Origin of the sequence: Modestobacter muralis (assembly GCF_010682105.1) — a bacterium.
GTDB lineage: Bacteria > Actinomycetota > Actinomycetes > Mycobacteriales > Geodermatophilaceae > Modestobacter > Modestobacter muralis.
Genome location: NZ_JAAGWH010000034.1, coordinates 1 through 22711, shown reverse-complemented (window position 1 = coordinate 22711; position 22711 = coordinate 1). Strand labels below are relative to the sequence as shown.

26 protein-coding genes and 1 pseudogene are annotated in these 22711 nt (G+C 75.4%); 12 read left to right on the top strand and 15 right to left on the bottom strand.

The window, feature by feature from the left end; genetic code table 11:
- Window positions 1–221: 221 nt before the first annotated feature.
- Window positions 222–611 (bottom strand): hypothetical protein, encoded by a 390-nt coding sequence (locus GCU67_RS12920; RefSeq protein WP_163611636.1) that lies wholly within the window; start codon window positions 609–611, stop codon window positions 222–224.
- 174 nt (window positions 612–785) lie between these two features.
- On the opposite strand from GCU67_RS12920, the gene GCU67_RS12915 reads away from it, so the two are divergent.
- Window positions 786–1460, top strand: coding sequence for a DNA alkylation repair protein (locus GCU67_RS12915; protein WP_163611635.1), 675 nt, complete (start codon window positions 786–788; stop codon window positions 1458–1460).
- Window positions 1461–1566: 106 nt separating this feature from the next.
- Here GCU67_RS12915 and GCU67_RS12910 read toward each other — a convergent pair whose 3' ends face one another.
- From GCU67_RS12910 to GCU67_RS12900, 3 genes are all read right to left on the bottom strand, one after another.
- Window positions 1567–2505 carry an NADP-dependent oxidoreductase gene (locus GCU67_RS12910; protein ID WP_163611634.1) on the bottom strand — a complete coding sequence of 313 codons (939 nt, stop codon included), beginning with the start codon at window positions 2503–2505 and terminating at the stop codon, window positions 1567–1569.
- Window positions 2506–2565: 60 nt separating this feature from the next.
- Window positions 2566–3138, bottom strand: a complete 573-nt coding sequence (locus tag GCU67_RS12905) for a hypothetical protein (protein WP_163611633.1) — start codon at window positions 3136–3138, stop codon at window positions 2566–2568.
- A 128-nt stretch (window positions 3139–3266) separates the two neighbouring features.
- The gene (locus GCU67_RS12900; RefSeq protein WP_163611632.1) at window positions 3267–4481 is read right to left on the bottom strand and encodes a glycosyltransferase; all 1215 of its coding nucleotides are present in this window, start codon (window positions 4479–4481) and stop codon (window positions 3267–3269) included.
- 287 nt (window positions 4482–4768) lie between these two features.
- On the opposite strand from GCU67_RS12900, the gene GCU67_RS12895 reads away from it, so the two are divergent.
- The 4 genes from GCU67_RS12895 (at window position 4769) to GCU67_RS12880 (ending at window position 8094) form a co-directional block, all read left to right on the top strand.
- Entirely contained in the window at window positions 4769–5728 is a 960-nt protein-coding gene (locus GCU67_RS12895) for a Gfo/Idh/MocA family protein (RefSeq protein WP_163611631.1), read from the top strand.
- Window positions 5725–6834 carry a zinc-binding dehydrogenase gene (locus GCU67_RS12890; RefSeq protein ID WP_163611630.1) on the top strand — a complete coding sequence of 370 codons (1110 nt, stop codon included), beginning with the start codon at window positions 5725–5727 and terminating at the stop codon, window positions 6832–6834. Before GCU67_RS12895 ends, GCU67_RS12890 begins: the two co-directional genes overlap by 4 nt.
- A gap of 89 nt (window positions 6835–6923) precedes the next feature.
- On the top strand, window positions 6924–7670 hold the full coding sequence (locus GCU67_RS12885) for a hypothetical protein (RefSeq protein ID WP_163611629.1): 747 nt from the start codon (window positions 6924–6926) through the stop codon (window positions 7668–7670).
- A 43-nt stretch (window positions 7671–7713) separates the two neighbouring features.
- Entirely contained in the window at window positions 7714–8094 is a 381-nt protein-coding gene (locus tag GCU67_RS12880) for a DUF4190 domain-containing protein (RefSeq protein ID WP_163611628.1), read from the top strand.
- Between the two features lie 7 nt (window positions 8095–8101).
- On the opposite strand, the gene GCU67_RS12875 is transcribed toward GCU67_RS12880, so the two are convergent.
- Complete coding sequence (locus GCU67_RS12875) at window positions 8102–9043, bottom strand: DMT family transporter (RefSeq protein ID WP_338104982.1); 942 nt, start codon at window positions 9041–9043, stop codon at window positions 8102–8104.
- Window positions 9040–9921: a PhzF family phenazine biosynthesis isomerase gene (locus GCU67_RS12870; RefSeq protein ID WP_163611627.1), complete on the bottom strand. Its 882-nt coding sequence runs from the start codon at window positions 9919–9921 to the stop codon at window positions 9040–9042. Before GCU67_RS12870 ends, GCU67_RS12875 begins: the two co-directional genes overlap by 4 nt.
- A gap of 25 nt (window positions 9922–9946) precedes the next feature.
- On the opposite strand from GCU67_RS12870, the gene GCU67_RS12865 reads away from it, so the two are divergent.
- Both GCU67_RS12865 and GCU67_RS12860 read left to right on the top strand, forming a co-directional pair.
- Window positions 9947–11185, top strand: coding sequence for a magnesium transporter MgtE N-terminal domain-containing protein (locus tag GCU67_RS12865; RefSeq protein WP_163611626.1), 1239 nt, complete (start codon window positions 9947–9949; stop codon window positions 11183–11185).
- On the top strand, window positions 11178–11729 hold the full coding sequence (locus GCU67_RS12860; protein ID WP_163611625.1) for a DUF1003 domain-containing protein: 552 nt from the start codon (window positions 11178–11180) through the stop codon (window positions 11727–11729). Before GCU67_RS12865 ends, GCU67_RS12860 begins: the two co-directional genes overlap by 8 nt.
- Window positions 11730–11738: 9 nt before the next feature.
- Here GCU67_RS12860 and GCU67_RS12855 read toward each other — a convergent pair whose 3' ends face one another.
- Entirely contained in the window at window positions 11739–12344 is a 606-nt protein-coding gene (locus GCU67_RS12855) for a DUF6518 family protein (RefSeq protein WP_163611624.1), read from the bottom strand.
- Between the two features lie 114 nt (window positions 12345–12458).
- Between GCU67_RS12855 and GCU67_RS12850 the strand changes: the two genes are divergently transcribed.
- Complete coding sequence (locus GCU67_RS12850; RefSeq protein WP_163611623.1) at window positions 12459–13091, top strand: acyl-CoA-like ligand-binding transcription factor; 633 nt, start codon at window positions 12459–12461, stop codon at window positions 13089–13091.
- On the top strand, window positions 13088–14650 hold the full coding sequence (locus GCU67_RS12845; protein ID WP_211661300.1) for an MDR family MFS transporter: 1563 nt from the start codon (window positions 13088–13090) through the stop codon (window positions 14648–14650). The genes GCU67_RS12850 and GCU67_RS12845 overlap by 4 nt, the downstream gene beginning before the upstream one ends.
- A 22-nt stretch (window positions 14651–14672) precedes the next feature.
- Here GCU67_RS12845 and GCU67_RS12840 read toward each other — a convergent pair whose 3' ends face one another.
- Both GCU67_RS12840 and GCU67_RS12835 read right to left on the bottom strand, forming a co-directional pair.
- A complete protein-coding gene (locus tag GCU67_RS12840; RefSeq protein ID WP_163611622.1) occupies window positions 14673–14990 on the bottom strand; it encodes an AzlD domain-containing protein in 318 nt (105 codons plus the stop codon).
- Window positions 14987–15679, bottom strand: coding sequence for an AzlC family ABC transporter permease (locus GCU67_RS12835; RefSeq protein WP_163611621.1), 693 nt, complete (start codon window positions 15677–15679; stop codon window positions 14987–14989). Before GCU67_RS12835 ends, GCU67_RS12840 begins: the two co-directional genes overlap by 4 nt.
- 154 nt (window positions 15680–15833) lie before the next feature.
- On the opposite strand from GCU67_RS12835, the gene GCU67_RS12830 reads away from it, so the two are divergent.
- A complete protein-coding gene (locus GCU67_RS12830; protein WP_163611620.1) occupies window positions 15834–16994 on the top strand; it encodes an Mrp/NBP35 family ATP-binding protein in 1161 nt (386 codons plus the stop codon).
- A gap of 73 nt (window positions 16995–17067) precedes the next feature.
- Here GCU67_RS12830 and GCU67_RS12825 read toward each other — a convergent pair whose 3' ends face one another.
- The 4 genes from GCU67_RS12825 to sigE form a co-directional block, all read right to left on the bottom strand.
- Complete coding sequence (locus GCU67_RS12825) at window positions 17068–17442, bottom strand: twin-arginine translocase TatA/TatE family subunit (protein ID WP_163611619.1); 375 nt, start codon at window positions 17440–17442, stop codon at window positions 17068–17070.
- A gap of 170 nt (window positions 17443–17612) precedes the next feature.
- Window positions 17613–18932 carry a trypsin-like peptidase domain-containing protein gene (locus GCU67_RS12820; protein ID WP_163611618.1) on the bottom strand — a complete coding sequence of 440 codons (1320 nt, stop codon included), beginning with the start codon at window positions 18930–18932 and terminating at the stop codon, window positions 17613–17615.
- Between the two features lie 233 nt (window positions 18933–19165).
- Window positions 19166–19810: a zf-HC2 domain-containing protein gene (locus tag GCU67_RS22460; protein WP_338104981.1), complete on the bottom strand. Its 645-nt coding sequence runs from the start codon at window positions 19808–19810 to the stop codon at window positions 19166–19168.
- Window positions 19807–20409: an RNA polymerase sigma factor SigE gene (gene sigE / locus GCU67_RS12810; RefSeq protein ID WP_163611617.1), complete on the bottom strand. Its 603-nt coding sequence runs from the start codon at window positions 20407–20409 to the stop codon at window positions 19807–19809. Before sigE ends, GCU67_RS22460 begins: the two co-directional genes overlap by 4 nt.
- Window positions 20410–20653: 244 nt before the next feature.
- Here sigE and GCU67_RS12805 point away from each other — a divergent pair, with 244 nt between their 5' ends.
- Window positions 20654–21331, top strand: coding sequence for an O-methyltransferase (locus GCU67_RS12805; RefSeq protein ID WP_163611616.1), 678 nt, complete (start codon window positions 20654–20656; stop codon window positions 21329–21331).
- A gap of 135 nt (window positions 21332–21466) precedes the next feature.
- Window positions 21467–21781: pseudogene (locus tag GCU67_RS12800) on the top strand (cupin domain-containing protein); the annotation flags it as partial.
- Window positions 21782–21808: 27 nt separating this feature from the next.
- Here the strand turns inward: GCU67_RS12800 and GCU67_RS12795 are convergent.
- Together GCU67_RS12795 and GCU67_RS12790 are read right to left on the bottom strand one after the other, a co-directional pair.
- Window positions 21809–22411 (bottom strand): 2'-5' RNA ligase family protein, encoded by a 603-nt coding sequence (locus tag GCU67_RS12795; protein ID WP_338104980.1) that lies wholly within the window; start codon window positions 22409–22411, stop codon window positions 21809–21811.
- An 8-nt stretch (window positions 22412–22419) separates the two neighbouring features.
- Window positions 22420–22711 (bottom strand): GlgC family sugar phosphate nucleotidyltransferase (locus GCU67_RS12790; RefSeq protein ID WP_476738952.1); only part of this gene is annotated, 292 nt, incomplete at its 5' end.

Here is a 22711-nt window from a genome sequence, read left to right as displayed (position 1 = left end):
TCGAGGCCGCGGCGGCGGATGAGCTCGCGCACCTCGCCGTCGACGAGATCGACGACGTTGCTGGCGACCGGCACGACACCCCCGTTGAGCAGCCATCCGACAGTTGAGTGCAGCGACTGTAAGAGGAAGTGCGGCCCGTTCGGGGAGCGCTTGTGGACAACGGGTGACAATTCCGGCCCGAGATCACCCGGTCCGGTGAACGGCTGCCGGACCGGCCCCGGTCAACCGACCAGGACGTCCTCCGAACCGGTGGTGCGGTCGACCTCCAGCCCTGCCTTTGCGACGGCGGCACGGACGGCGGCCGCAGTGGGGGCAGCGTCGATCGCGGCGGCCAGGGCCTCGTAGGCGGCGATCTGCTCGGCGACGTCCGCACTCCGGGCGGTGTCCATCGCCAGCACAGCCCGCTGCTCGGCCCGGCTCAGCTGGTCGATCTCGGCCGCCACCGGCACCAGGGTGGCGCCCTGCGCGGCCGACAGCTCCTGGACGGCGTCGTTGCGCTGCTCCTGCGCCGCGGCGGCCGCGGCGGCCTCACCCGACGAGCACCCGGTCAGACCGAGGGACACCGCGACGGCGGCGGTGGCGAGGACGAGGGCGGCGGGGCGGGTGCGCATGAGGTCTCCAGTGCAGCGGCGAGGACGGTCGACCGCTCACTGCCCGTGGTCGGTTGGGTACAATCCGACAGCGCGCACTCCTCACCCGTCCGGGGCGGTCGACCCCCGGCCACAGGCCTGCCTACAGACCCTGAAGCCTCCCGCGAAGCCCGTCGTCCGGGCAGGATCGCCGGCATGGTCCTCGACGGGCTGGTGCCCACGGTGCGCGCCGCCCTCCGTGAGGCCGGCGACCCTGACCGGGCCCGCGGCATGCAGGCCTACCTGAAGACGACGGAACCCTGCCTCGGCGTGCGACTGCCCGAGGTCCGCCGGCTCACCGCCGCGGCAGCCACGGCGTCCCCGCCCGCCACGGTGGACGAGTTGGAGGAGGCGTCCGCCGTGCTCTGGCGCAGCGCCGTCCACCGCGAGGAGCGCTACGCGGCGGTCGCGTTGACCGGCCTACCGCTGGCCCGCAAGCAGCTGGCCCTGCTCCCGTTGTACGAGGAGATGATCACCACCGGCGCCTGGTGGGACCTGGTGGACGGTGTCCAGCCGCGCGTCCGCGACCTGCTGCTGACCCACCCGGCGACGATGCACCCGGTGCTGCGCGACTGGGCCCGCTCCCCCGACCGCTGGCTGCGCCGCAGCGCCGTCATCGCCCAGCTCGGCGCCCGCGACCGCACCGACACCGCGCTGCTGGCCGAGGTGGTCGAGGTCAACGCCGCCGACGGTGAGTTCTTCGTCCGCAAGGCGATCGGCTGGGCGCTGCGCGACCTGACCAAGACCGACCCCGACTGGGTCCGCCGCTTCCTCGACGAGCAAGAGCTCAGCCCGCTCTCCCGCCGCGAGGCCGCCAAGCACCTGAGCTGAGCACGTGCCGTGACCGGCTCGACCCGCGCCGGGCAGGGTCGAGCCGCGGGCGCACGCGGCTCGACCCCGCCGCACGGGGGTCGAGCCGCGCGCGATCAGCGACCCGTCAGAACGTGACGACCAGGCGACCGCGGACGCCACCGGCCTCGAGCCGGCGGTGGGCCTCGGCGGCCTGATCGGCGGGGAAGGTGTCGGCCACCCGCAGGGTGACCACGCCCTTCTCCACCGCGACCCGCAGGTCGTCCAGCTTCTCCTGCTCCTCGGCGTACGTGCCGACGAACACGGGGAAGAACCGCAGCCCGCGCTCGCCGTTGCCGGCGTACCCGCGGACGGTGACCACCGCGCCGCCGTCCTTGACCGCCGGCAGGGCCACGTCGTCCTGGACCGCGCCGTCGGCCAGGCCGTCGACGCCGTCGGGGAACTGCGCGCGGATCGCGGCGGCGACGTCGTCCCCGCGTGGGACGACCATGTCGGCACCGAAGGAGCGGACGAGCTCGGTGTCCTCGGGCTTGGCGTCGGCGACGACGGTGAGCCCGGCGGCCTTGGCCAGCTGGATCGTGTAGCCACCGAACGCGCCGGCGGCGCCGGTGACGGCCAGCACCTGGCCGGGCTGCAGCTGCATGGAGTCCAGCGCGAGGACGGCGGTGAGGCCGTTCATCGGCAGGGTCGAGGCGGCGACGTCGTCGACGCCGGCGGGCACCCGGGCGATCGACCGGGCGGGCAGCACGAGGTCCTCGCGGTAGGCGCCGTGCGCACCGGTCGGGACGACGACCGCCATCACGTGGTCGCCGACGGCCAGGTCGGTGTCGACGCCCTCCCCGATCTCGACGAGCACACCGGCGGCGTCCATGCCGGGCACGAACGGGGGCTGCTTCACCGCGTCGCGCTCGGCGTAGAAGCCGGAGCGGAGGTTGGTGTCGGTGGGGCTCACCGCGAAGGCGGTCACCCGCACGCGCACCTGGCCGGGGCCGGCGTGCTCCTCGGGCAGGTCGATCACGTGCAGGGCCTCGGGCCCACCGAACTCAGTGACTGCGACGGCTCTCATGCCACCTGGCAGCGTGTTGCCCGAGCCAACTGTTCCGTCGTCCCGGACACACCGCGCCGGTCAGTTGAGCAGGTCGGGGACCACCAGCACCGCGACCAGGACGGCGGCGTTGGCCAGCGCGATGAGGCACAGGCCGGACTGCCAGACGCCGTAGCTCTTGAGGTTGACCCACGGCAGGGCCCACACCCTGTTCCGCCAGGCCATGCGGTCCCGGCGCGCGGCCGAACGGGTGGGCGCCCAGCCGATCGTGCCGTGGGACTCGATCTGGTCGACCCGGTGGGCGATCGGCGGCAGGTCGAGCACCCGCTCGAGACGGCGCAGCTCTGCCTGGTCGAGCTCGTAGTACCAGTGTTGCTTGGCCATGAGCTGCATGGACATGAAGCCGATCGCCATGCCCAGCACGCTGACCACGATCCGGACCGGCCGGATGGTGTCCTCCCCGAGGGAGAGCGTCAGCAGGAACGCCTGGGCGGCCAGGGCGAGGCTGGGGGTCTGCCAGAGCAGCCCGTTCGTCCCCGTCCCGCGCTGCACGAGCATCTGGTAGGCGAACTGCTCGCGCTCGACCTCCGCCCAGGCCCGCGTCGGCCCGGTCGGGACCGGGGCAGCCACCATGGGGTCGTGGTCGATCGACATGCCGGTGATGCTGGCCGCGTGGCGAGCCGGCCCAGCAGCACCGCCGCGGGACCGTCGCGCGTGTCGACCCCCTGCGCCCCAGTGGTCCACAGCTGCCCCGTCGGCACGGCACGGCTCGCGCCCGGGCCTCAGCGGCCGGTGACCGGCAGGCCTCCCGTCCGCGCCCGGGGCACCTGCCGCGGGGCGAGGCGCAGCAGCGCGCGGCGGCGCACCTGGGCGTAGAGCCGCTCGTAGGCCTGGGCCATCGCCGTCGGGGTGAAGCGGCGGCGGGCGGTGTCCGCGCACGCGGCCGGGTCGAGCTCGTCGAGCCGGCCGAGCGCGGCGGTGAACCCGGCCTCGGTCTCGGCGAGGAAGCCGGTGACGCCGTCCTCGACCAGGTCGGGCAGGCAGCCGCGGGCCATGGCGACCACCGGGGTGCCGGCCGCGAGCGCCTCGCAGACGGCGGTTCCGCCGGGCTCGTCCCAGCGGAGCGGGAACAGCACCGCCCGCGCCCGGCGCAGCAGCTCGGCCTTCTCGGCGCCGTCGACGCTGCCGATCCAGCGGGCGTGCTCGCCGTCCAGCAGCGGGTCGACGTGCTCGAGGAACCAGCGGACGTCGGGGTACCCGCGCACCGGGGACGCCGGGTCGGCCAGCGCCGCCTCCAGCGCGGCCCGGTCCGGCAGCCCGCCGACCGGGCCGGCCAGCAGCAGCGGCACCCCGGCGGCGCGGCAGGCGCGCAGCGCGATGTCGGTGCCCTTGTCCTCGCACATCCGGGAGAGCACCAGCACCGAGGCGTCCCGCTCCCCCGGGCTGGCCGGCAGCGTGTCGGGGATCGGCACCGACAGCGGCACCGCGCCCAGCGTCTGCCGTCTCAACCGCACCTGGCCCCGCGCCACCTGGGAGGCCGAGACGCCGACGAAGTGCACCCGCCCCCCGCCGTCGAAGGAGCCGTAGAAGTCGGCGTTGCGGCGCAGGTCCCAGTGCAGGGTGTGCAGCACCGGCGGGGCGGTGTCGCCCAGGGCAGCCAGCACCGCCGGGCCGACGACCTCCAGGTGGGTGTGCACCACGTCGAAGGGGTCCCCGGCCGCGGCGTGCTGCTGTACCGCCGCGACGACCGCCTGGGCGTGGGCGTGCGCCGCCCCGACCACGTGCGGGTACGGGGCCGCCAGCCGCGCGAACTGGCCGGTCGGGAAGGCGGACACGAGGCCGTCGGCGTCCTGCAGGCTGTCGCCGGAGGCGGCCAGGACGACGCGGTGCCCGCGGCGGCGCAGCTCGGTGGTGAGGGTGGCGACGACGTTCTCCAGTCCGCCGTAACCGACCGGCGGCACCGGCAGCCACGGGCCGGCGTCCATCAGGATCTTCATGTGGGTGACCCGGTGGGTGCGCCCGGCGGGGCGCGGTGCGGTCGAACGGCTCCGGTGGTGGTCACAGGGTCTGCTCCCCTCGTCGCCGGCGTCGCCGCCGTGCGCGTCGCACCCCGGCGGCGCAGCGCACCGACGGCGACCGGCGGCGTGCCGACGGTCGGTGCGCATGCTGGCACGGACGGGGCCCCCGAGGACAGGCGCTGGACGCCGGGAACCGGCACGATCCCCGGCATGACCTCCCTGGACGGCCCCGCCGCCGGCCCCCGGCACACCGAGTGGACGTCGGCATGACCCTGCGTGTGGCACTCGTCGGGGCCGGCGGTGTCGGTGCCCGGCACGCCCGCACCCTGGCCGGGTTCGACGACGTCGAGCTGGTCGCGGTGAGCGACCCCGCGTTCCCCGCCGCCGAGGCGCTGGCGGCCGAGGTGGGCGCGGAGGCGGTCGCCGGTCTCGACGAGCTGCTGGCCCGGGGCCTGGACGGCGTCTGGCTCTGCGTGCCGCCCTTCGCCCACGGCGAGCTGGAGCGCACGGTGGCCCGGGCCGGGGTGCCGTTCTTCGTCGAGAAGCCGCTCGCCGCCGACCTCGCGGTGGCCGAAGAGGTCGCCGACCTGGTCGCGCGGGCCACACTGCCCACCGCCACCGGCTACCACTGGCGGCACCTGGACACCGTCGACCGGGCCCGGACCGCGCTCGCCGGCCACGAGCTGCGGCTGCTCAGCGCCCGCTGGTGGGGCACCACTCCCCCGCCGGCGTGGTGGAGCCGGCACGACCGGTCCGGCGGCCAGGTCGTGGAGCAGGCCACCCACGTCCTCGACCTCGTCCGGGTGCTGGGCGGCGAGGTCACCGAGGTCGTCGGCGGGGCCGCGCCCTCGACCACCGAGGGGCGCGACGTGCCGGACGCCACCGCCGCGGTGCTCCGGCTGGCCTCGGGGGCCGTCGGCACGGTGAGCACCTCCTGCGTGCTGCCCGTGTTCACCGCCGCGGGCCTGGAGCTGGCCGGGGACGGGATCGCCGTCGAGCTCACCGAGACGACGCTGCACGTGCGCACCCGGGACGGCGAGGAGCACGGCGAGCCCACCGTCGACGCCCGCACCGCGGTCGACCGCGCCTTCCTCGACGTGCTCGCCGGGCAGCCGGCGCCGGCGGGCCTGGTCGACGTCGCCGAGGCGCTGCGCACCCACCGGCTGGCCTGGGCGGTCGCCGAGGCCACCCGCACCGGCACCACCGTCCGGGTGGCCGGCGCGTGAGCGGGGTGGTGCGCACGCTGGTGGTGCCCCGGGCCGGGGAGCTGGCGGTCGTCGAGACGCCCGAGCCGGCGCTGGCCGAGGGGCGCTTCCGCGCCGAGACGCTGTTCAGCGGCGTCTCCGCCGGCACCGAGCTCACCTGGTACCGCGGCACGAGCCCGTACTTCTCCGCCGGCTGGGACGCCGACCTGGGCCTGTTCGACCGCGACCGGCCCGCGCAGGGCTTCCCGGTCGAGCGGCTGGGCTACATGGAGGTCGCCCGGGTCACCGACTCCCGGACGTCGGCCGTCGCCGAGGGCGCGGTGGTGGCCATGGCCTACGGCCACTCGACCGTCGTGCACGGCGACCCGCTGGCGCAGAACGTGGTCCGGCTGCCCTCCGGGCTGGACCCGCTGCTCGGCGTCTTCGCCGCCCACCTCGGGCCGATCTGCGCCAACGGGCTGCTGCACGCCGCTGCGGACGTGGGCGGCAGCGAGCTCGGCGACGGGGTGCGCGGCCGGCTGGTCCTGGTCACCGGTGGCGGGGCGATCGGGCTGCTCGTCGGGCTGCTGGCCCGGGCGCACGGCGCGGCCGAGGTGGTGGTCGCCGACCCGACCCCGGCCCGCCGGGAGGCCGCCGTCGCGCTCGGGCTCGAGGCGGTCGACAGCACCCCGGAGCTGGCCCGGGAGCTGAAGACCCGCTGGCGGCACGCCGCGGGCGACCGGGGCGCCGACGTGGTGTTCCAGTGCCGCGGGACGGCGTCGGCGCTGGCCACCGCGCTGCGCTGCCTGCGCCCCCAGGGCACCGTCGTCGACCTGGCCTTCTACACCGGCGGCGCCGGCGAGGTGGCCCTCGGCGAGGAGTTCCACCACAACGGGCTGTCGCTGCGCTGCGCCCAGATCGGCCGGGTGCCCCGCGGGCTGGCGCACCTGTGGGACCGGCGGCGGCTCTCGCACGAGACGCTCGCGCTGCTGGCCGACCACGGCGACGCCGTCCGTGCCGCCGTGGTCACCGACGTCGTCCCCTTCGACGCAGCCCCCGGCCTGTTCGCCGACCTGAGCGCCCACCGCCGGCACGTCATCTCCGCCGTCCTCGAGGTCGGCGCGGCGGACCGACGACCAGCTCCCTGACAGTCGAGCCCTGCCCCCACCTGGGGGCAGGGCTCGACTGTCGACGGACCGACCTCCAGCCCCCGGACCCCGGGGCTACCGTCGGCGGGGTGAGGCGTCTCCTGCTCCCCCTGGCCGTCGCGACGGCGCTGACCCTCACCGGCTGCACCGGGTCGGACGACGCTCCCCCGGCCGCGGCCAGCAGCACGGCGACGTCCGCACCCACGCTGGGCCCCACCGCCACCGCCGAGTCGACCCCCACCGCCACCGCCGAGCCGAGTGCGGCGGAGGCCGCGGAGGCTGCCTCCGCCGACGCCGACCCGGCAGCCGCGCGGGACCCGGCCGGCGCCGCGGTCGCGATCGCGCTGCGCGCCACCGACCTCCCGGCCGGCTGGACGGTGCAGGCCAACCCGCTGGGCGAGGGCACGGCCATCGCCGACAACCCCAGCCTCGACGGCATCTGCGACCAGCGCTTCGGCTCCGAGGTGCACCGCACCAGCAAGCAGCCGGTGGTCGCGGTGGACCCGGCGGGTGCCGCGCAGCTGTCGTCCGAGGCGATCAGCTACGACACCGCCGAGGCCGCGAGCAGCGCCGTCCGGGAGCTGGTCGCGGCGTTCAGCAGCTGCCCGCCGGACACGTACACGTTCCAGCCCGCCCCGAGCGCCGAGGGCCTGGCCGAGATGAGCGTCGTCTTCCAGTACCAGCTGGCCGACGGCACCACCCAGGTCGTGGTGGCCCAGGCCGTCGGCCAGGTGCTGTCGGTGCTGATCGGCGACGACCCGGCCATCACGACGGCGGCCGGCCGGGCGATCGCGACCCGCATGTCCGCGCTGCCTGCCGCGGCGATCGGCGGCTGACCGGCACACTGGCCGGGTCGACCCACGGCCAGGAGAGGACGGCATGAGCCCCGAGCACGCCCGCCCCACCGACGCGCCGTCCTGGGGACCGCCGCCCGCCTACGGCCCGCCCCCGGGCTACGGGCCGCCTCCCGGCTACGGCCCGCCCCCGAACTGGAGCCCGCCGCCCGGCCACGGCTGGCGCCGGCCGACCAACCAGCTCGCCCCGATCGCGCTGGTGCTGTGCTTCTTCGGCGTCCTGGCCCCGGTCGGGCTCGCGCTCGGCATCGTCGCGCGCCGGCAGATCCGGCAGACCGGTGAGGGCGGTGACGGGCTCGCGCTGGCCGCGGTGGTGGTCGGCGGCATCGTCAGCACGCTGCTGGTGCTCGGCATCGTCGTCTGGGTCGTGGCGCTGAACGCGATCGCGAACGGCTCGCTGGGCTGATCTGCGCTCAGGTGACCGGCTCGACCACCGGCGAGGGCCGCCCGGCGCGGATGACCAACGCCACCCCGATCACGACGGCGACCATGCCGGGCACCGCGAGCAGCGGCGGCACCTGGTCCAGCAGCACCAGCGCGACCAACAGCGCGCCGGGCACCTCCAGCAGGATCGCCAGCCCCACCACGGTCGGGCCGACCGAGGAGAGCACCAGGTTCAGCAGCGTGTGCCCGAGCAGCTGGGCGCAGAAGGTGATCGCCGCGATCAGCCACCAGTCGCGCGCGCTGAACCCGGTCAGTGGCACGTCGGCGACGACGGCGGCGACGGCCAGGGCGACCGCGCAGGTCGAGTAGCAGACCACCGCGTAGGCCGAGGTGCTCAGCCGCTCCCGGGCCCGGGCGCCGGCCAGCATGTAGCCGCCGGCGCAGATCGCACCCAGCAGCGCCAGCCCGTCACCGGCCAGCGCCCGCCAGGACACTGCCACGTCGACCCCGGCGATGAGCGCGGCCCCGAACACCGCCAGCGCCAGCCCCCACCAGACCTGCCGGGGCAGGTGCACGCCGGACACACGGGCGGCCAGCGCCGTCCAGATCGGGGTGGTGGTCACCAGGGCGGTGGACGCCGCGACCGTGGTCATCGACAGGCTGGGCAGCCAGGCGGCGAAGTGCGCGGCGAGGAACAGCCCGGCGACGAGTGAGCTGGTGAGCTGCCGCGGGCGCAGGCCGGTGAGCGTCGCCCGCTCGGCCAGCAGCACCGGCAGCAGCAGCACCGCGCCGGCGGCGTTCCGCCAGAACGCGATGGCCAGGAAGGAGGTGGCCACGAGCGCGGTCAGCGGCCCGGAGAACGAGACGCCGACGACCGCGACGGCCATCAGCGCGACGTCCCGCCCGCCGGGCCGGTGCACCGCCCACGCCTGCGAGGGCGCTCGCTGGAGGGTCGAGGCGGGCTCGTTCACCGCGGCACCCGCACCCGGCCCGCGGCGATCGGCTGCACCGCGCCGGCGACGCTGACCTCGGTGACCGCGCCGTCGGTGACCCGGACCCGGCCGGAGAGCACCGAGGGCCGCCCGACGGCCGCGCCCTGCGCCAGCGTGTAGTCGGTGACGCCCTCGCCGGCCAGCCCCACGGCCGCCAGCCAGATGCCGGTGCCCAGCGCCGCGGAGCCGGTGGCCGGGTCCTCGGCGTGGTCCAGACCGTCGGCGAACACGCGCACCGTGCCCGAGCCGGTGGCGGCGTCCCAGGCGAGCACCGACACCCCGCCCTGGACGCCGGGCAGCAGTGCCGTCAACGCGGCCGGGTCGGGGACGGCCCGGCCGAGCGCACCGGGGTGCACCTCGAGCTGGGCGAAGTCGATGCCGCAGCCGACCAGGTGCACGGGGCGCCCGGTGACGTCGGCGTCGGTCAGCCCCAGCGCCGCGGCCAGGACGGCGGCGTCCGGGCCGGGTCGCAGCGACACGGTCCCGCCGGTCAGCCGGGCGCCGGCGTCGTCCACCGCGACCTCGACCACCCCCGCGCCGCACTCCTGGCGCACCACCCCGGCGGGCAGCCGGCCGAGCCGGACGAGGGTGTGCGCGGTGCCGACGGAGGGGTGCCCGGCGAAGGGCAGCTCGGTGCGCGGGGTGAAGATCCGCACCCGGTAGTCGGCGCCCGGCACGGTGGGCGCGCTGACGAACGTGGACTCGGAGTAGCCGAACTCGGCGGCCAGCGCCTGGCACTGGTCCGTGCTCAGCCCGTCGGCGTCCAGCACCACCGCGAGCTGGTTGCCGCTGAACGGCCGCGCCGCGAACACGTCCACGACCTCGTAGTCCAGCTGGTCGGGTCCCGGAGCCGTCACGACGGCGACGGTAGCCTTCCGACTCGTGACCACGGTGACGAGGGCTTATGTCTCCCGGGTGGCCGGGTTGACCGTCTTCGACCCCAACGGCGACCGGGTCGGGAAGGTGCGCGACGTGCTCGTCGCGCTGCGGGTCGGCAGCGCCACGCCGCGCGTGCTGGGGCTGATCATCGAGGTCGTCGCCCGCCGCCGGATCTTTTGCCCGATGGGCCGGGTGACCGGGCTGGACGCGGGCTCGGTGCGGCTGTCGTCGGGCACGCTGAACCTCAAGCGGTTCGAGCAGCGGGCCGGCGAGACGCTGGTCCTCGGCGAGCTGCTGGACCGCCGCGTCACCATGAGCGAGCCCGAGCGCGCGGCCGTCGTCGTCGACGCCGCCATCGAGCAGACCCGCACCGGCGACTGGGTGCTGTCCCGGCTCGCCGTCCAGGAGCCCGGCGGCTTCCGACGGCGCGGCCAGCTGCACCAGGTGGCGTGGGACGAGGTCAGCGGGCTGGCCCTGCCCGAGACCGGGCAGAGCGCTGAGACCCTCATCGCCACCTACCGCGAGCTCAACGCCGCCGACGTGGCCCACGCCCTGCAGGAGCTGCCGATCAAGCGGCGGCACGAGGTCGCCGAGGCGATGGACGACGAGCGGCTGGCCGACGTGCTCGGTGAGCTGCCCGAGGCCGAGCAGATCGTCATCCTCGGCACGCTGGAGGAGCGGCGGGCCGCCGACGTCCTGGAGGAGATGGACCCCGACGACGCCGCGGACCTGCTCGCGGAGCTGTCCAACGTCGACCGCGAACGCATGCTGGAGCTGATGGAGCCCGACGAGGCCGAGCCGGTCCGTCAGCTGCTGAAGTACTCCGAGGACACCGCCGGCGGCATTATGACCAGCGAGCCGGTCATCCTCACCCCCGACGCGACGATCGCCGAGGCGCTGGCCCGGGTGCGCGCCCCGGAGCTCACCCCCGCGCTGGCCAGCCAGGTCTACGTCTGCCGGGCGCCCTCGGCCACCCCGACCGGCCGCTACCTGGGCCTGGCGCACATCCAGGCGCTGCTGCGCGAGCCACCCTCGACGCTGGTGAGCGGGGTGCTCGACGACCTGGAGCCGCTGCGCCCGGAGGCGCCGCTGGCCGAGGTCACCCGCTACTTCGCCACCTACAACCTGGTGGCCGCCCCCGTCGTCGACCCGCAGGGCCGGCTCGTCGGCGCGGTGAGCGTGGACGACGTCCTGGACCACCTGCTGCCCGAGGACTGGCGGGAGCGGGCCCGACGTGGCTGACGACCGCCGCGCCGACCAGCGCCTGGACCAGCCACGGGGCAGCCGGTCCTTCGCCCAGTTCCTGAAGCTGGACCCCGACGCGGTCGGCAAGTTCGCCGAGGGCATCGCCCGGTTCCTGGGCACCGGCCGGTTCCTCGCCGTCCAGACGATCATCGTGATCGTCTGGATCGTGCTGAACGTGGTCGCGGTGAACCTGCGCTGGGACCCCTACCCGTTCATCCTGCTCAACCTGGCCTTCTCCACCCAGGCCGCCTACGCCGCGCCGCTGATCCTGCTCGCGCAGAACCGGCAGGCCGACCGCGACCGGGTGCAGGCCGAGGAGGACCGGGAGCGGTCGTTCCAGACCCGCGCCGACACCGAGTACCTGGCCCGCGAGCTCGCCTCGCTGCGCGTCTCGGTCGGTGAGCTCGCCACCCGCGACTTCATCCGCGGCGAGATCAACCGGCTGATGCCCGAGGAGACCTCGGAGGAGGCCGCCGAGCGCAAGAAGCAGAAGAAGAAGCGCCGCGAGGCCGCCGAGGGGCTCAACGACCCAGCGCGCTGACCACGCCGGTCAGTCCAGCAGCGATCGCAGGACGTCGAGCAGCTGGGCGGCCACCCAGGTCAGCGGTCCTGTCAGCGCGACCGCCCACAGCCGGGTGCGCCCGTCCCGCGGCAGGACGACGACCAGCACGACGGCGACGACGACGTCCACGACCGCCTGCACCGGGTGGGCGCCGGGGCCGGCCAGCACCCCGCCGCCGAGTGCGATGCCGGCCGCCATCGCCAGCATGGCGCCGGGCAGCCAGCCGGTGCGGCGGGTGGCGACGTGGCCGGCGGCGGCCGTGACCGGCACGGCGGTCGCCGACAGCACCTCCCAGGCGACCAGCAGCCGCAGCTCCCAGCCACGGTCGAGCACCAGTGCGGCCCAGGTGTAGTAGCTGAGGCTCATCGCGGCGAAGAAGACGGCCGACCGCACCGCGGCCGCCCGCAGGGACGGGGCCCGCCACCCGATCAGCGCGACGACCAGCACCCACGCGGCCGGGTAGTGCCCGAGGTCGTTCGCCCAGCGCCAGCTGGAGAAGTCGGCGGCCTTGGCGGCGACCCCGGCAGCGGCCCCACCGGCTCCCGCCAGCACGAGAGCCGGCGCACGGGTGGGCACGCGCACCGGTGCGGTCATGCCGCCGATGGTGTCGGGGCGCGCCGCCGCCGGCCGACCGCCGCGCCGTCCCGGGTGATCGGATGCACACTCGGCAACCTTGCACACTGTGCAAGGAAGTCCGATGCTCGTCCGGTGACCGAACTGGGCCTGCGCGAGCGCAAGAAGGCCGACACCCGGGCCGCCCTGGCGGCCGCGACGGTGCGGCTGGCGGTCGACCGGGGCTGGGAGCACGTCACGGTCGAGGCGATCGCCGCGGCGGCCGACGTGTCCTACCGGACCTTCTTCAACTACTTCTCCAGCAAGGAGGAGTCGCTGCTGCAGCCCGGCGGCCCCGACCAGCCGCGGCTGTCCACCCGGCTGCGCGCCGTGCCCGCCGACCTGGCCCCGTTCGCCGCCGTCCGCGCGGCGGCGCGGGCCGAGCTGGTCGAGCTCGAGGCCGACCCGGCCGGTCTGCGCGAGCGGATGACCGTGCTGATGAGCACCCCGTCACTGCTGCCCCGACTGGTGGAGATGAGCGCCACCGACGAGCGCGAGTTCGCCCTCGCCGTGGCCGAGCGCACCGGTGCCGACGCCGACACCGACCTGCTGCCCGCGCTGCTGAGCGCCGTCGTCTCCGCCGCCCTGCGGGTCAGCCTGCTGCGCTGGCACGCCCAGGGCGGCACCACCCCGCTGACGGCGCTGGCCGACGAGGCGCTCGACGCCGTCGCCGCCGGCCTGCCCGCCGCCCACTCGACCCGATCCCGACGACCGACTGGAGCAGCATGACCACCACCACCGAGCCCGGGGCGGCCACCACCCGGGCCGCGATGAGCCGACGGGAGGTGCTGCAGGCGCTGTCGGGCCTGATGATGGGCATCTTCGTGTCGATCCTGGCCGCGACCGTCGTCTCCAACGCCCTGCCCACGATCATCTCCGACCTGGGCGGCAGTCAGTCGATCTACACCTGGGTGGTCACCGCCGAGCTGCTGGCGATGACGGTGACCGTGCCGCTGTGGGGCAAGCTCGCCGACCTGGTGAGCCAGAAGCTCCTCGTCCAGCTCTCCCTGGGCCTGTTCGTCGCCGGCTCGCTGCTCGCCGGCTTCTCCCAGGACACGACCACGCTGATCATCGCCCGCGTCATCCAGGGCGCCGGCGCCGGTGGCCTCACCGCGCTCGTGCAGATCGTGATGGCCGCGATGATCCCGCCGCGCGAGCTGGGCCGGTACGCCGGCATCTTCGGTGCGGTCTTCGCCGTCGCCACCGTCGCCGGGCCGCTGATCGGTGGCGTCATCGTCGACACGTCCTGGCTGGGCTGGCGCTGGTGCTTCTTCATGGGCGTGCCGTTCGCGCTGGCCGCGATCGTGCTGCTGCAGAAGACGCTGAAGCTGAAGACCGTGCGCCGCGACGTGCGGGTCGACTGGTTGGGCGCCCTGCTCATCACCGCCGGCATCAGCCTGCTGCTCGTCTGGGTCACCCTGGCCGGCAACGACTTCGACTGGCTGTCGGGCACGACCGCGCTCATGGTCGGCGGCTCGCTGGTGCTGCTCGCCCTCGCCGTGCTGGTCGAGTCCAAGGTGGCCGAGCCGATCATCCCGCTGGACATCTTCCGCAACCGCACCGTCACCCTCACCGTCGTCGCCTCCGCCCTGGTGGGCATCGCGATGTTCGGCGGGACCGTCTTCCTCTCCCAGTACTTCCAGATCTCGCGCGGCTACTCCCCCACGGCGGCCGGGCTGCTGTCGCTGCCGATGATCGCCGGGCTGCTGGTCTCCTCCACCGTCGCCGGTGCACTGATCACCAAGACCGGCCTCTGGAAGCGGTACCTCGTCGCCGGTGCGGCCCTGATGACCGTCGGCTTCGGCCTGCTGGCGACCATCGGCGCGGACACCTCGATGTGGCTGATCGGCGCCTACATGGCCGTGATGGGCGTGGGCGTCGGCATGCTGATGCAGAACCTGGTGCTCGCCGCGCAGAACGACGTGCCGGCCCGCCAGCTGGGTTCGGCCACCTCGGTGCTGTCGTTCTTCCGCAGCCTGGGCGGCACGATCGGCGTCAGCGTCCTGGGTGCGGTGCTGGCCAGCCGCGTGGCCAGCGAGCTGTCGGTGCTCGGCGGCTCGTCGTCCGGTGAGGGCGCCGCCGTCCCGGACGTCGCCAGCCTGCCGCCGGAGGTGCAGACGGTGGTGCAGAACGCCTACGGCGACGCGACCGCCGAGCTGTTCCTCATCGCCACCCCGCTCGCGGCGCTGGCCCTGCTGGTGGTGCTCTTCATCAGGGAGAAGCCGCTGCAGACCACCTCCGGCGCGGAGCGCCTGGAGTCCGAGGCCCAGCTGCCGATGGCGCACTGAGCCCCGGCGGCCGGGGCGCTGGTCAGCCCACGAGGACGTGGACCAGCGCCCCAGCCGCGCCGGCCAGCACGATGACGACGATGAACGGCGCCCGCAGCGCCAGCGCGAGCGCCGCCACCGCCAGCCCGACCAGCCGCCCGTCGAGCACCAGGTCGCGCCCGGACGTCGCCGCCTGCACCGCGACCAGGGCGGCCAGCAGCGCCGCGGGCACGAACTCCACGACCCGGGTGACCAGCGGGTGCTCGACCCAGGCGGCCGGCACCGACAGCCCGGCGAGCTTGAGCAGGTAGCAGCCCAGCGCACCGGCGAGGACGACGACCCACAGCGTCCCGTCGCTCACGCCGTCGCCACCGGTCGCGGCCGCCCGGCCAGCAGGACGGCGAAGACGGCGAGCACCACCTGCAGGCCGGCGGGCACGAACGGCGTCAGCGCCAGGGCGATCACCGCACCTCCCAGCGCGACCCGCCGCTGCACCGCCGCCTCGGTCGCGGTGCGCCGCAGCCGCGGCCACAGCAGCGCGAGGAAGGCCGCCGGGACGACGGCGTCCAGCGCCGCCTGCGCGGTCTCCCCCAGCCCGCCGGCGCCGAGCGCGCCGACCACCGTCATCGCCGTCCAGCAGACGTAGACCGACCCGCCGGTGACCCAGAACGCCAGCCGGCCCAGCGCGCGGTCGGGTGCGGCGACGGCCATCGCCGTCGACTCGTCGATCACCAACTGCGCCGCCCCGGCCCGCCGCAGCCAGCCCCGGGGGCTGAGCATCGGCGCCAGCCGGACGCCGTAGAGGGTGTTGCGGGAGCCCAGCAGCAGGGCGCTGCCGACCGCGGCGAACGCACCGCCCCCCGCACCCAGCACGCCCACCAGCGCGAACTGGGAGGCACCGGTGAACATCAGCGCCGACAGCGCGACCGCCTGCCAGGTCGACAGCCCCGCCCCCACCGCGGCCGCCCCGAAGGCGACGCCGTAGAGACCCACCGCGAGCCCGAGGCCGAGCGAGTCGCGCAGGGTCGCGGACCGGGCGGGTGAGGACACGGCGGCGACCCTAGCGACCGGTGCGGGGGTTGGCCTGCGTCACACCCTTCTGCCCGGAACGCCCGTCCGGCCCGCCGTACAGTGAGGACGTCCGCGCGCGAGCTCCCTGGGAGCCGCCTCCCGCGGGCCCCCCGTCGAAGGAGACTCACCCCGCATGTCCGACACGCTCACCGGCTCGCCGGCGCTGGACGCCGTGGTCGCTGCCCTGGCGACCGTCCAGGACCCGGAGATCAACCGTCCGCTGCCCGAGCTGGGCATGATCAAGGACGTGCAGATCGGCGTCGGGGGCGACCCGGGCGTGGTCCGCGTCGAGGTCTACCTGACCGTCTCCGGCTGCCCCATGCGCGACACCATCACCGACCGCGTCACCGAGGCCGTCATCCGGGTGCCCGGCGTGACCGCCGTGCAGGTCGGCCTGGACGTGATGAACGACGAGCAGCGCACCGAGCTGCGCAAGACCGTGCGCGGCACCGACGCCGCCGACCCCGTCGTGCCCTTCGCCCAGCCCGGCTCGCTGACCCGCGTGTTCGCGGTCGCCTCCGGCAAGGGCGGCGTCGGCAAGTCCAGCGTCACGGTCAACCTGGCCGCCTCGATGGCCCGCCGCGGCCTGTCCGTGGGCGTCGTCGACGCCGACATCTACGGCCACTCGGTGCCCCGCATGCTCGGCTGCGAGGACAAGCCGACCCAGGTCGAGAACATGATCATGCCGCCGCAGTCCTACGGCGTGAAGGTCATCTCGATCGGCATGTTCACCCCGGGCAACACCCCGGTCGTGTGGCGTGGCCCGATGCTGCACCGCGCGCTGCAGCAGTTCCTCGCCGACGTGTGGTGGGGCGACCTGGACGTCCTGCTGCTGGACCTGCCCCCGGGCACCGGTGACGTCGCGATCTCGCTGGCCCAGCTGGTGCCCAACGCCGAGATCCTGGTGGTGACCACGCCCCAGCTGGCCGCCGCCGAGGTCGCCGAGCGGGCCGGCGCGATCGCCACCCAGACCAACCAGCGGGTGGTCGGCGTCATCGAGAACATGTCCTGGCTGGACCTGCCCGATGGCTCGCGCATGGAGCTGTTCGGGTCCGGCGGCGGCCAGGCCGTCTCCGACGCGCTGACCAAGGTGCTCGGCGCCCGGGTGCCGCTGCTCGGCCAGATCCCGCTGGACACCCGGCTGCGCGAGGCCGGCGACGCCGGTGCCCCGATCGTGCTCGCCCAGCCCGACGCCCCCGCGGCGCAGGCGCTGGAGAAGATCGCCGTCGGGCTCACCGTCCGCCAGCGTGGTCTGGCCGGCATGCCGCTGGGACTCACCCCCGTCAGCAGGTAACAGCACCGCCCACAGGGGCCGGTCTCCCCTCGGGGAGGCCGGCCTCTGCTGCGTCAGCGGGTGGGGCGCGGCGTCAGGTGGCGTCGACGTCGAACGGCGGTGGGACGGTGGAGTCGCGGCGGGCCGCGGTCTTCGTCATCCGCACCGCGCCGGCCGCCGTGGCGCCGGTGGCGCTGGGCTTGACCGACGGGTCCTCGTCGTCACCCAGCAGCTGGTTCCGGATGAACGTCTTCGGGTGGTACTGGCGCAGGTCGACGTCGCGCAGGTGGTCGAAGTCGTCGCCGAGGGTGTCGTGCAGCTGCCCACGGACACCGGTGATCGCCTCACGGGCCTTCTTGAGGCCGGTCGCGGCGTCCTTGGCCAGGCCAGGGAGCCGGTCGGGGCCGAAGATGAACAGGGCAGCCAGCGCCAGGACGACGATCTCGCCCCAGCCGATCGAGTTGAACACCGCTCCTCCTCGCGCCCTGCCGCGCAACGCGGTCGTGACCAGCGTAGGTGGGCCGCCTGACCAGCAGCTGAGCGCAGCCCCAACAGCGGACGACGGACCCCGTCCTCCTCACGCTCCGCCGGCTCGGCAGGGTCCCGCCACGAGCCTGCGAGTGGTGAGGGAGTCCTGCCTCAGGCGGTGTCGAGGACGACCTGCACCTCGCGGGAGTCGCCGCCGCGCACCAGTTCCAGCGTCACCGTGTCGCCGGGGTCGTGGGCGTCGACCGCGACCACCAGCTCCTCGGAGCTGGCCACCGCCTGGCCGTCGACCGCGATCACGACGTCCTGCTCCTCCACCCCGGCCTCGGCGGCACCGCTGCCGGGCTCGACGTTGAGCACCAGGGCACCGTCGCGGGTGCCGTCGGTGACCGAGCGGGCGTTGACGCCGAGGCTGGCGTGCACCGCCGTCCCGGTGGCGATGAGCTCCTCGGAGATGTCGCGCACCGTGTCGATCGGGATGGCGAAGCCCAGGCCGATCGAGCCGCCGGTGGTGCCGTTGCCGCCGAGGGAGGCGATCGCGGTGTTGATGCCGATGACCGCGCCCGTGCCGTCGACGAGGGCGCCGCCGGAGTTGCCCGGGTTGATCGGCGCGTCGGTCTGCACGGCGCTGATCACCGCGTTGGTGTCGCTGCCCTCGCCGGACAGCCGCACCGGCCGGTCCAGCGCGCTGACGATGCCGGTGGTGACCGTGCCGGCCAGGCCCAACGGGGAGCCGATCGCCACGACTGGGTCGCCGACGACGAGGGCCTCGGACTCCCCCAGCGTCGCGCCGACCAGCCCGGGCTTGTCGACCTTGAGGACGGCGAGGTCGCTGGCCGGGTCGCGGCCGACGATGGTGGCCGCGGAGCCGCTGCCGTCGCTGAAGACCGCGCGGATCTCGGCCTCCTCGTCGTCGGCGGCGCCGGAGACGACGTGGTTGTTGGTGACGATGTAGCCGCCCGCGGGGTCGACCACCACACCCGAGCCGGTGGCGCCGGCGTTGGCCAGGCTGACCTCGATGGAGACCACGGCCGGGCTCACCCGCCCGGCGATGTCGGCGACCGAGCCGGGCTCGCGGCTGACGCCGGGCGAGACCTCCGAGAGCTGCGTGCCGGGGGCCAGCAGGGGCTGCTCGTCGGCGGTGCGGCCCAGCCACCACGCCGTCGCCCCGCCGGTGGCGCCCACCAGCAGCAGCGCCAGGAGCGCGAGCACGGTGAGCCGCACGGACACGTCGCGCAGTCGCAGTCGGCGCCGGCCCTGCGCGTCGACGACGACCGGGCCGGGCTGGTCGGCCTCGGGGGGGAACGCGGCGGGCGCGCCGAGGCCGGCGGGCGCGTGCGGGTCCCGCCACGGGTCGGCGTCCGCGTCGGACTTCCAGAACGGCGCGGCAGCGGTCCGGCGGCGCGGGCCCCGACCGCCGGGCGGCTCACCGAGGCCGGTCGCGCCACCGCGCGGGGCGAACGCCCGCAGCACCGCCTCGGGGGGCGGCGGCGGGGTGGGGGGCGGCGGTGCGACGGGCCGGTCGGCACCGAAGGACCCGGCGACCTCCTGTGGGCGGCCGAAGGCGGCCTGCTGCGCCGGGTGCGGCTCGGGCGCCGGCGGGGTGCTCGGCTGGAGCCGGGAGTCCGACGGCGCGAAGGCGCCCGTCGTCCCCCGGGGCCGACCGAAGACCCTCGCCTGGTCGTCCGGGCTGCCGGAGGTCTCGCTCAGGGCGTCCCGCCCGGGGGCAGGGTGCTGGTCGAGCCGACGGTGAGCGTGCGCACCACCGGGGGCACGATGTCGGTGCGCTCGGTCGGCACGGTGCGGTCGACGGCGCCGGCCACCGGTCCACGCGGCTCGGAGGCGGCGGGCGGGGCCTCGGAGGCGGGCAGGCCGACGGCGAGCACGGCGACACCGAGACCGATGCCGGCCAGCGCCCCGGTCATGCCGCGGCGCAGCCAGCGGGAGCCGTGGTCGGGACGGACGGGTGCGGGCTCGGGCGGGGTGAGCGGGATGGCCCACGAGCCGCCGGCACCGCTGGTGGTGAGGCCGTCGGCGCCAGCGCTGAGGCCGCCCAGACCACCGGCGCCGGGCACGTCGGCGGTGAACGGGATGGCCTTGAGCCGGGACAGCAGGTCGCACGGGACGTCGAGGCCGCCGTCGTGCTGCAGGGCGTCCTTGGCCTCGCGCTGGGCGGCGACCGCCATCCGGCACTGCGCGCAGCCGGACAGGTGCCGGGCCGCGCGGGCCGCAGCACCTCCGGAGAGCTCGCCGTCGACCAGGGCCGCGACGGCCTCCTGGGCGAGGTGGCTGGGCGGGATGCTCACGATGCCACCGAGGCGGCGCTCGTCGGACTGGTCGCGCTCGCTCACCGCAGGCCCTCCGCGGGGACCGGGACGCGGCCCGGGGCGAGGTGGGCCAGGGCCTCGCGCAGCTGCACGCGGCCACGGTGGATGCGGCTGCGCACGGTGCCCAGCTTGATGCCCAGCGTCGCCGAGATCTCCTCGTACGTGAGGCCCTCGATGTCGCAGAGGACGACGGCCACGCGGAACTCCGGCGACAGCTTGTCCAGCGCGGCCTGGATCTGCGGGTCGAGGTGGGTGTCGGCGTAGACCTGCTCCGGCGACGGCGCGGAGCCGGGCAGCCGCTCGGTGTCCTCGGGCAGCGCGTCGAAGCGGATGCGCTGACGGCGCCGGACCATGTCCAGGAACAGGTTCGTGGTGATGCGGTGCAGCCAGCCCTCGAAGGTGCCCGGGGAGAAGTCGGCCAGCGAGCGGAACACGCGGACGAAGGTCTCCTGCGTGAGGTCCTCGGCGTCCTGCTGGTTGCCCGAGAGGCGGTAGGCCAGCCGGTAGACACGGGCCGAGTGGTCGCGGACGACCTGCTCCCACGTGGGGGCGACCCAGGCGTCCACGCCGGCGGCGTCGGGCAGCGCCGTGCCCGCGGGCTCGGTGGCGGCTGCTCCGGTCACACCGCCAGGATCGCAGACGTCCGCCGTGGACACCTCCCCAGCGGGGGTGGGCTGCTCGGTGGACGGCGGAGGGGACTGCGGGCTGGTGGTACGCGACAGACGCACGTCCGGTCCAACGGACGGGCTCGATGCCGGTGTTCCCGGCCGGGCGGACCCACAGGCAGTTGCCAGGCAGCCCGGGACGCGGGGTGTCGGACCGCCCCCGCCCGGGCACGCAGCCCCCGTGCGCCACTACCCTCGTCCGGTGACCAGCGTTGCCGGACCGCCCCCCACCGGCGGCTCCCCGACCAGCGCTGCGGCCTACGCCGACAGCTTCGCCGTCGAGTCCCCGGCCATGGCCGCGGCCCGCCACCGCGCCGTCACCGCGGCCACCGAGCTGGGCACGGCGCTGCCGGTCGAGCCCGCGGTCGGGGCCGCCCTCGCCGTGCTGGCCGCCGGCGGTGACGCCCGGTCGGTCGTCTCGCTGGGCAGCGGTGGCGGCGTCGCGGGGCTGTGGCTGCTGGAGGGCATGCGCCGGGACGGCGTCCTCACCTCGCTGGACGGCGACCCCGCCGAGCAGCGCGCGGCCCGGCGGGCCTTCACCGAGGCCGGCGTCCCGAGCGGGCGCACGCGGATGATCTTCGGGACACCGGGCGAGGTGCTCCCCCGGCTGTCGCCCGGCGCCTACGACCTGGTGACCTGCGCCAGCCCGCCGTTGGAGTACTCCGGCCACCTGGCCGGCCTGCTCGGGCTGATCCGCCGCGGCGGGTCGTTGGTCTGCCTCGGCCTGCTCGCCGACGGCCGGATCGCCGACCGCGCAGCCCGTGACGAGCAGACCGTGGCCTGGCGGGAGATCGCCCGCACGCTGCGTGAGGACGAGACGCTGACCTGCGCGGTGCTGCCCGTCGGCACTGGTCTGCTGGTCGCCACCAAGCGGACCTGACGCCGCCTCACCCCAGCTCTTCGGCCCCACTGCAGGGTCCCGCGCCGAGCTTGCAAGGTGCGGGAGGCAGAGGGGTCCTTCCGCTGTTCCAGGTGACCAGCGGCCGGCTGGGCGTCGAGCGGTTTCCCGCCCTCGACCGTCGGGGCGCGGCCGCACGTGCACGGGTCGCACGACGAGCACTTCCACGTGCTCGCCGGCACCCTGACCCTGGCGACCGCGGACGGCGAGACGGCGCTGACCGCCGGCGACCTGGCGGCTGCCCCGCGCGGGTCGGTGCACGGCTACCGCAACGCCTCCCCCGACACCCCGGCGGTCGCGCTGTGCCTCTGCACCCCGCCGGGCTACGAGCAGTACTCCCGCGACGTGCACGCCGCCGCCGCCGCGGGCGCCGAGGTCACCCCCGAGCTCCTGGCCGAGCTGCGCAGCCGCCACGACACCGAGAGCCGCTGAGTCGCACCTGGCACGGAGCGTGCGACGTCAACGGAAGGAGAACTCACCCGCGGGTGACCAGGGGCCGCCCAGGTAGTCCCACAGCCCGAGGCCGCGGGCGGTGACCGTCTCCGGGACGAACGACGCCGACATCTCCGCGAACAGCGCGCGGGCGACGTCCGGTGAGACCTTGTTCTGCACGGTGACGTGCGGCCGCGACCACTGCCGGTCCTGCCGGGTCAGCCACGGGTCGAAGGCCCCGGCCAGCCCTCGCCGCAGCGCGGTGAGCTCCGGGGCGTCCAGGTCGATCGCCACCCCCCGGCCGAGGAACCGGACGCCGGTCACCGCGACGTCGAACGGCGCGCGGTCGGCGACCTCGGCCAGCTCCCGCGACACGTCGGCCAGGTGCTCGCCGGGCAGCGCGTGGAACAGCGTCACGTGCGCCTGCAGTCGAAACACCCCTTCCTCCCCACCACTCGCAGGCTCGCGGCGGGCCCCTGGAAGGGGCCTGGCCGGGAAGTGCGCCGCCCGCAGCCGGTCGAACCGGCCCTGCGCCTCGTCGTCCAGCAACAGCGTGACGATCAGCGGCGCAGGGCCGGTCAGGCCCTCGTGCAGGGGCCCGCCGTGAGCGGAGCGAAGGGTGGGGGGCACGAGGGTCCTCAGTGGATCGCGCGGGCGCCCTTGCCCAGCACGGTCACGCCGCCGGCGCTGACGTGGTAGCGCTCGCGGTCGTGGTCGAGGTCGACCCCGATCCGGGCACCCGGCGGGACGACGACGTTCTTGTCCAGGATCGCCCGGCGCACGATCGCGCCCTCACCGATGTGGACGCCGTCCATCAGCACGCTCGCCTCGACCCGGGCACCGCGCTCCATGCGCACGTTCGGCGAGACGACCGAGCCGTGCACCGCGGCGCCGTCGATGATCACCCCGGCGCTGACCATCGACTCCTCG

What these genes read in the sequence shown, in the direction of transcription:
- GCU67_RS12905 (WP_163611633.1), bottom strand. Translation starts at nt 3,138, where the DNA reads ATGTCGATCGACCACGACCCCATGGTGGCTGCCCCGGTCCCGACCGGG.
- GCU67_RS12910 (WP_163611634.1), bottom strand. Translation starts at nt 2,505, where the DNA reads ATGAGAGCCGTCGCAGTCACTGAGTTCGGTGGGCCCGAGGCCCTGCAC.
- GCU67_RS12830 (WP_163611620.1), top strand. Translation starts at nt 15,834, where the DNA reads ATGTCCGACACGCTCACCGGCTCGCCGGCGCTGGACGCCGTGGTCGCT.
- GCU67_RS12880 (WP_163611628.1), top strand. Translation starts at nt 7,714, where the DNA reads ATGAGCCCCGAGCACGCCCGCCCCACCGACGCGCCGTCCTGGGGACCG.
- GCU67_RS12900 (WP_163611632.1), bottom strand. Translation starts at nt 4,481, where the DNA reads ATGAAGATCCTGATGGACGCCGGCCCGTGGCTGCCGGTGCCGCCGGTC.
- GCU67_RS12895 (WP_163611631.1), top strand. Translation starts at nt 4,769, where the DNA reads ATGACCCTGCGTGTGGCACTCGTCGGGGCCGGCGGTGTCGGTGCCCGG.
- GCU67_RS12920 (WP_163611636.1), bottom strand. Translation starts at nt 611, where the DNA reads ATGCGCACCCGCCCCGCCGCCCTCGTCCTCGCCACCGCCGCCGTCGCG.
- GCU67_RS12915 (WP_163611635.1), top strand. Translation starts at nt 786, where the DNA reads ATGGTCCTCGACGGGCTGGTGCCCACGGTGCGCGCCGCCCTCCGTGAG.
- GCU67_RS12855 (WP_163611624.1), bottom strand. Translation starts at nt 12,344, where the DNA reads ATGACCGCACCGGTGCGCGTGCCCACCCGTGCGCCGGCTCTCGTGCTG.
- GCU67_RS12845 (WP_211661300.1), top strand. Translation starts at nt 13,088, where the DNA reads ATGACCACCACCACCGAGCCCGGGGCGGCCACCACCCGGGCCGCGATG.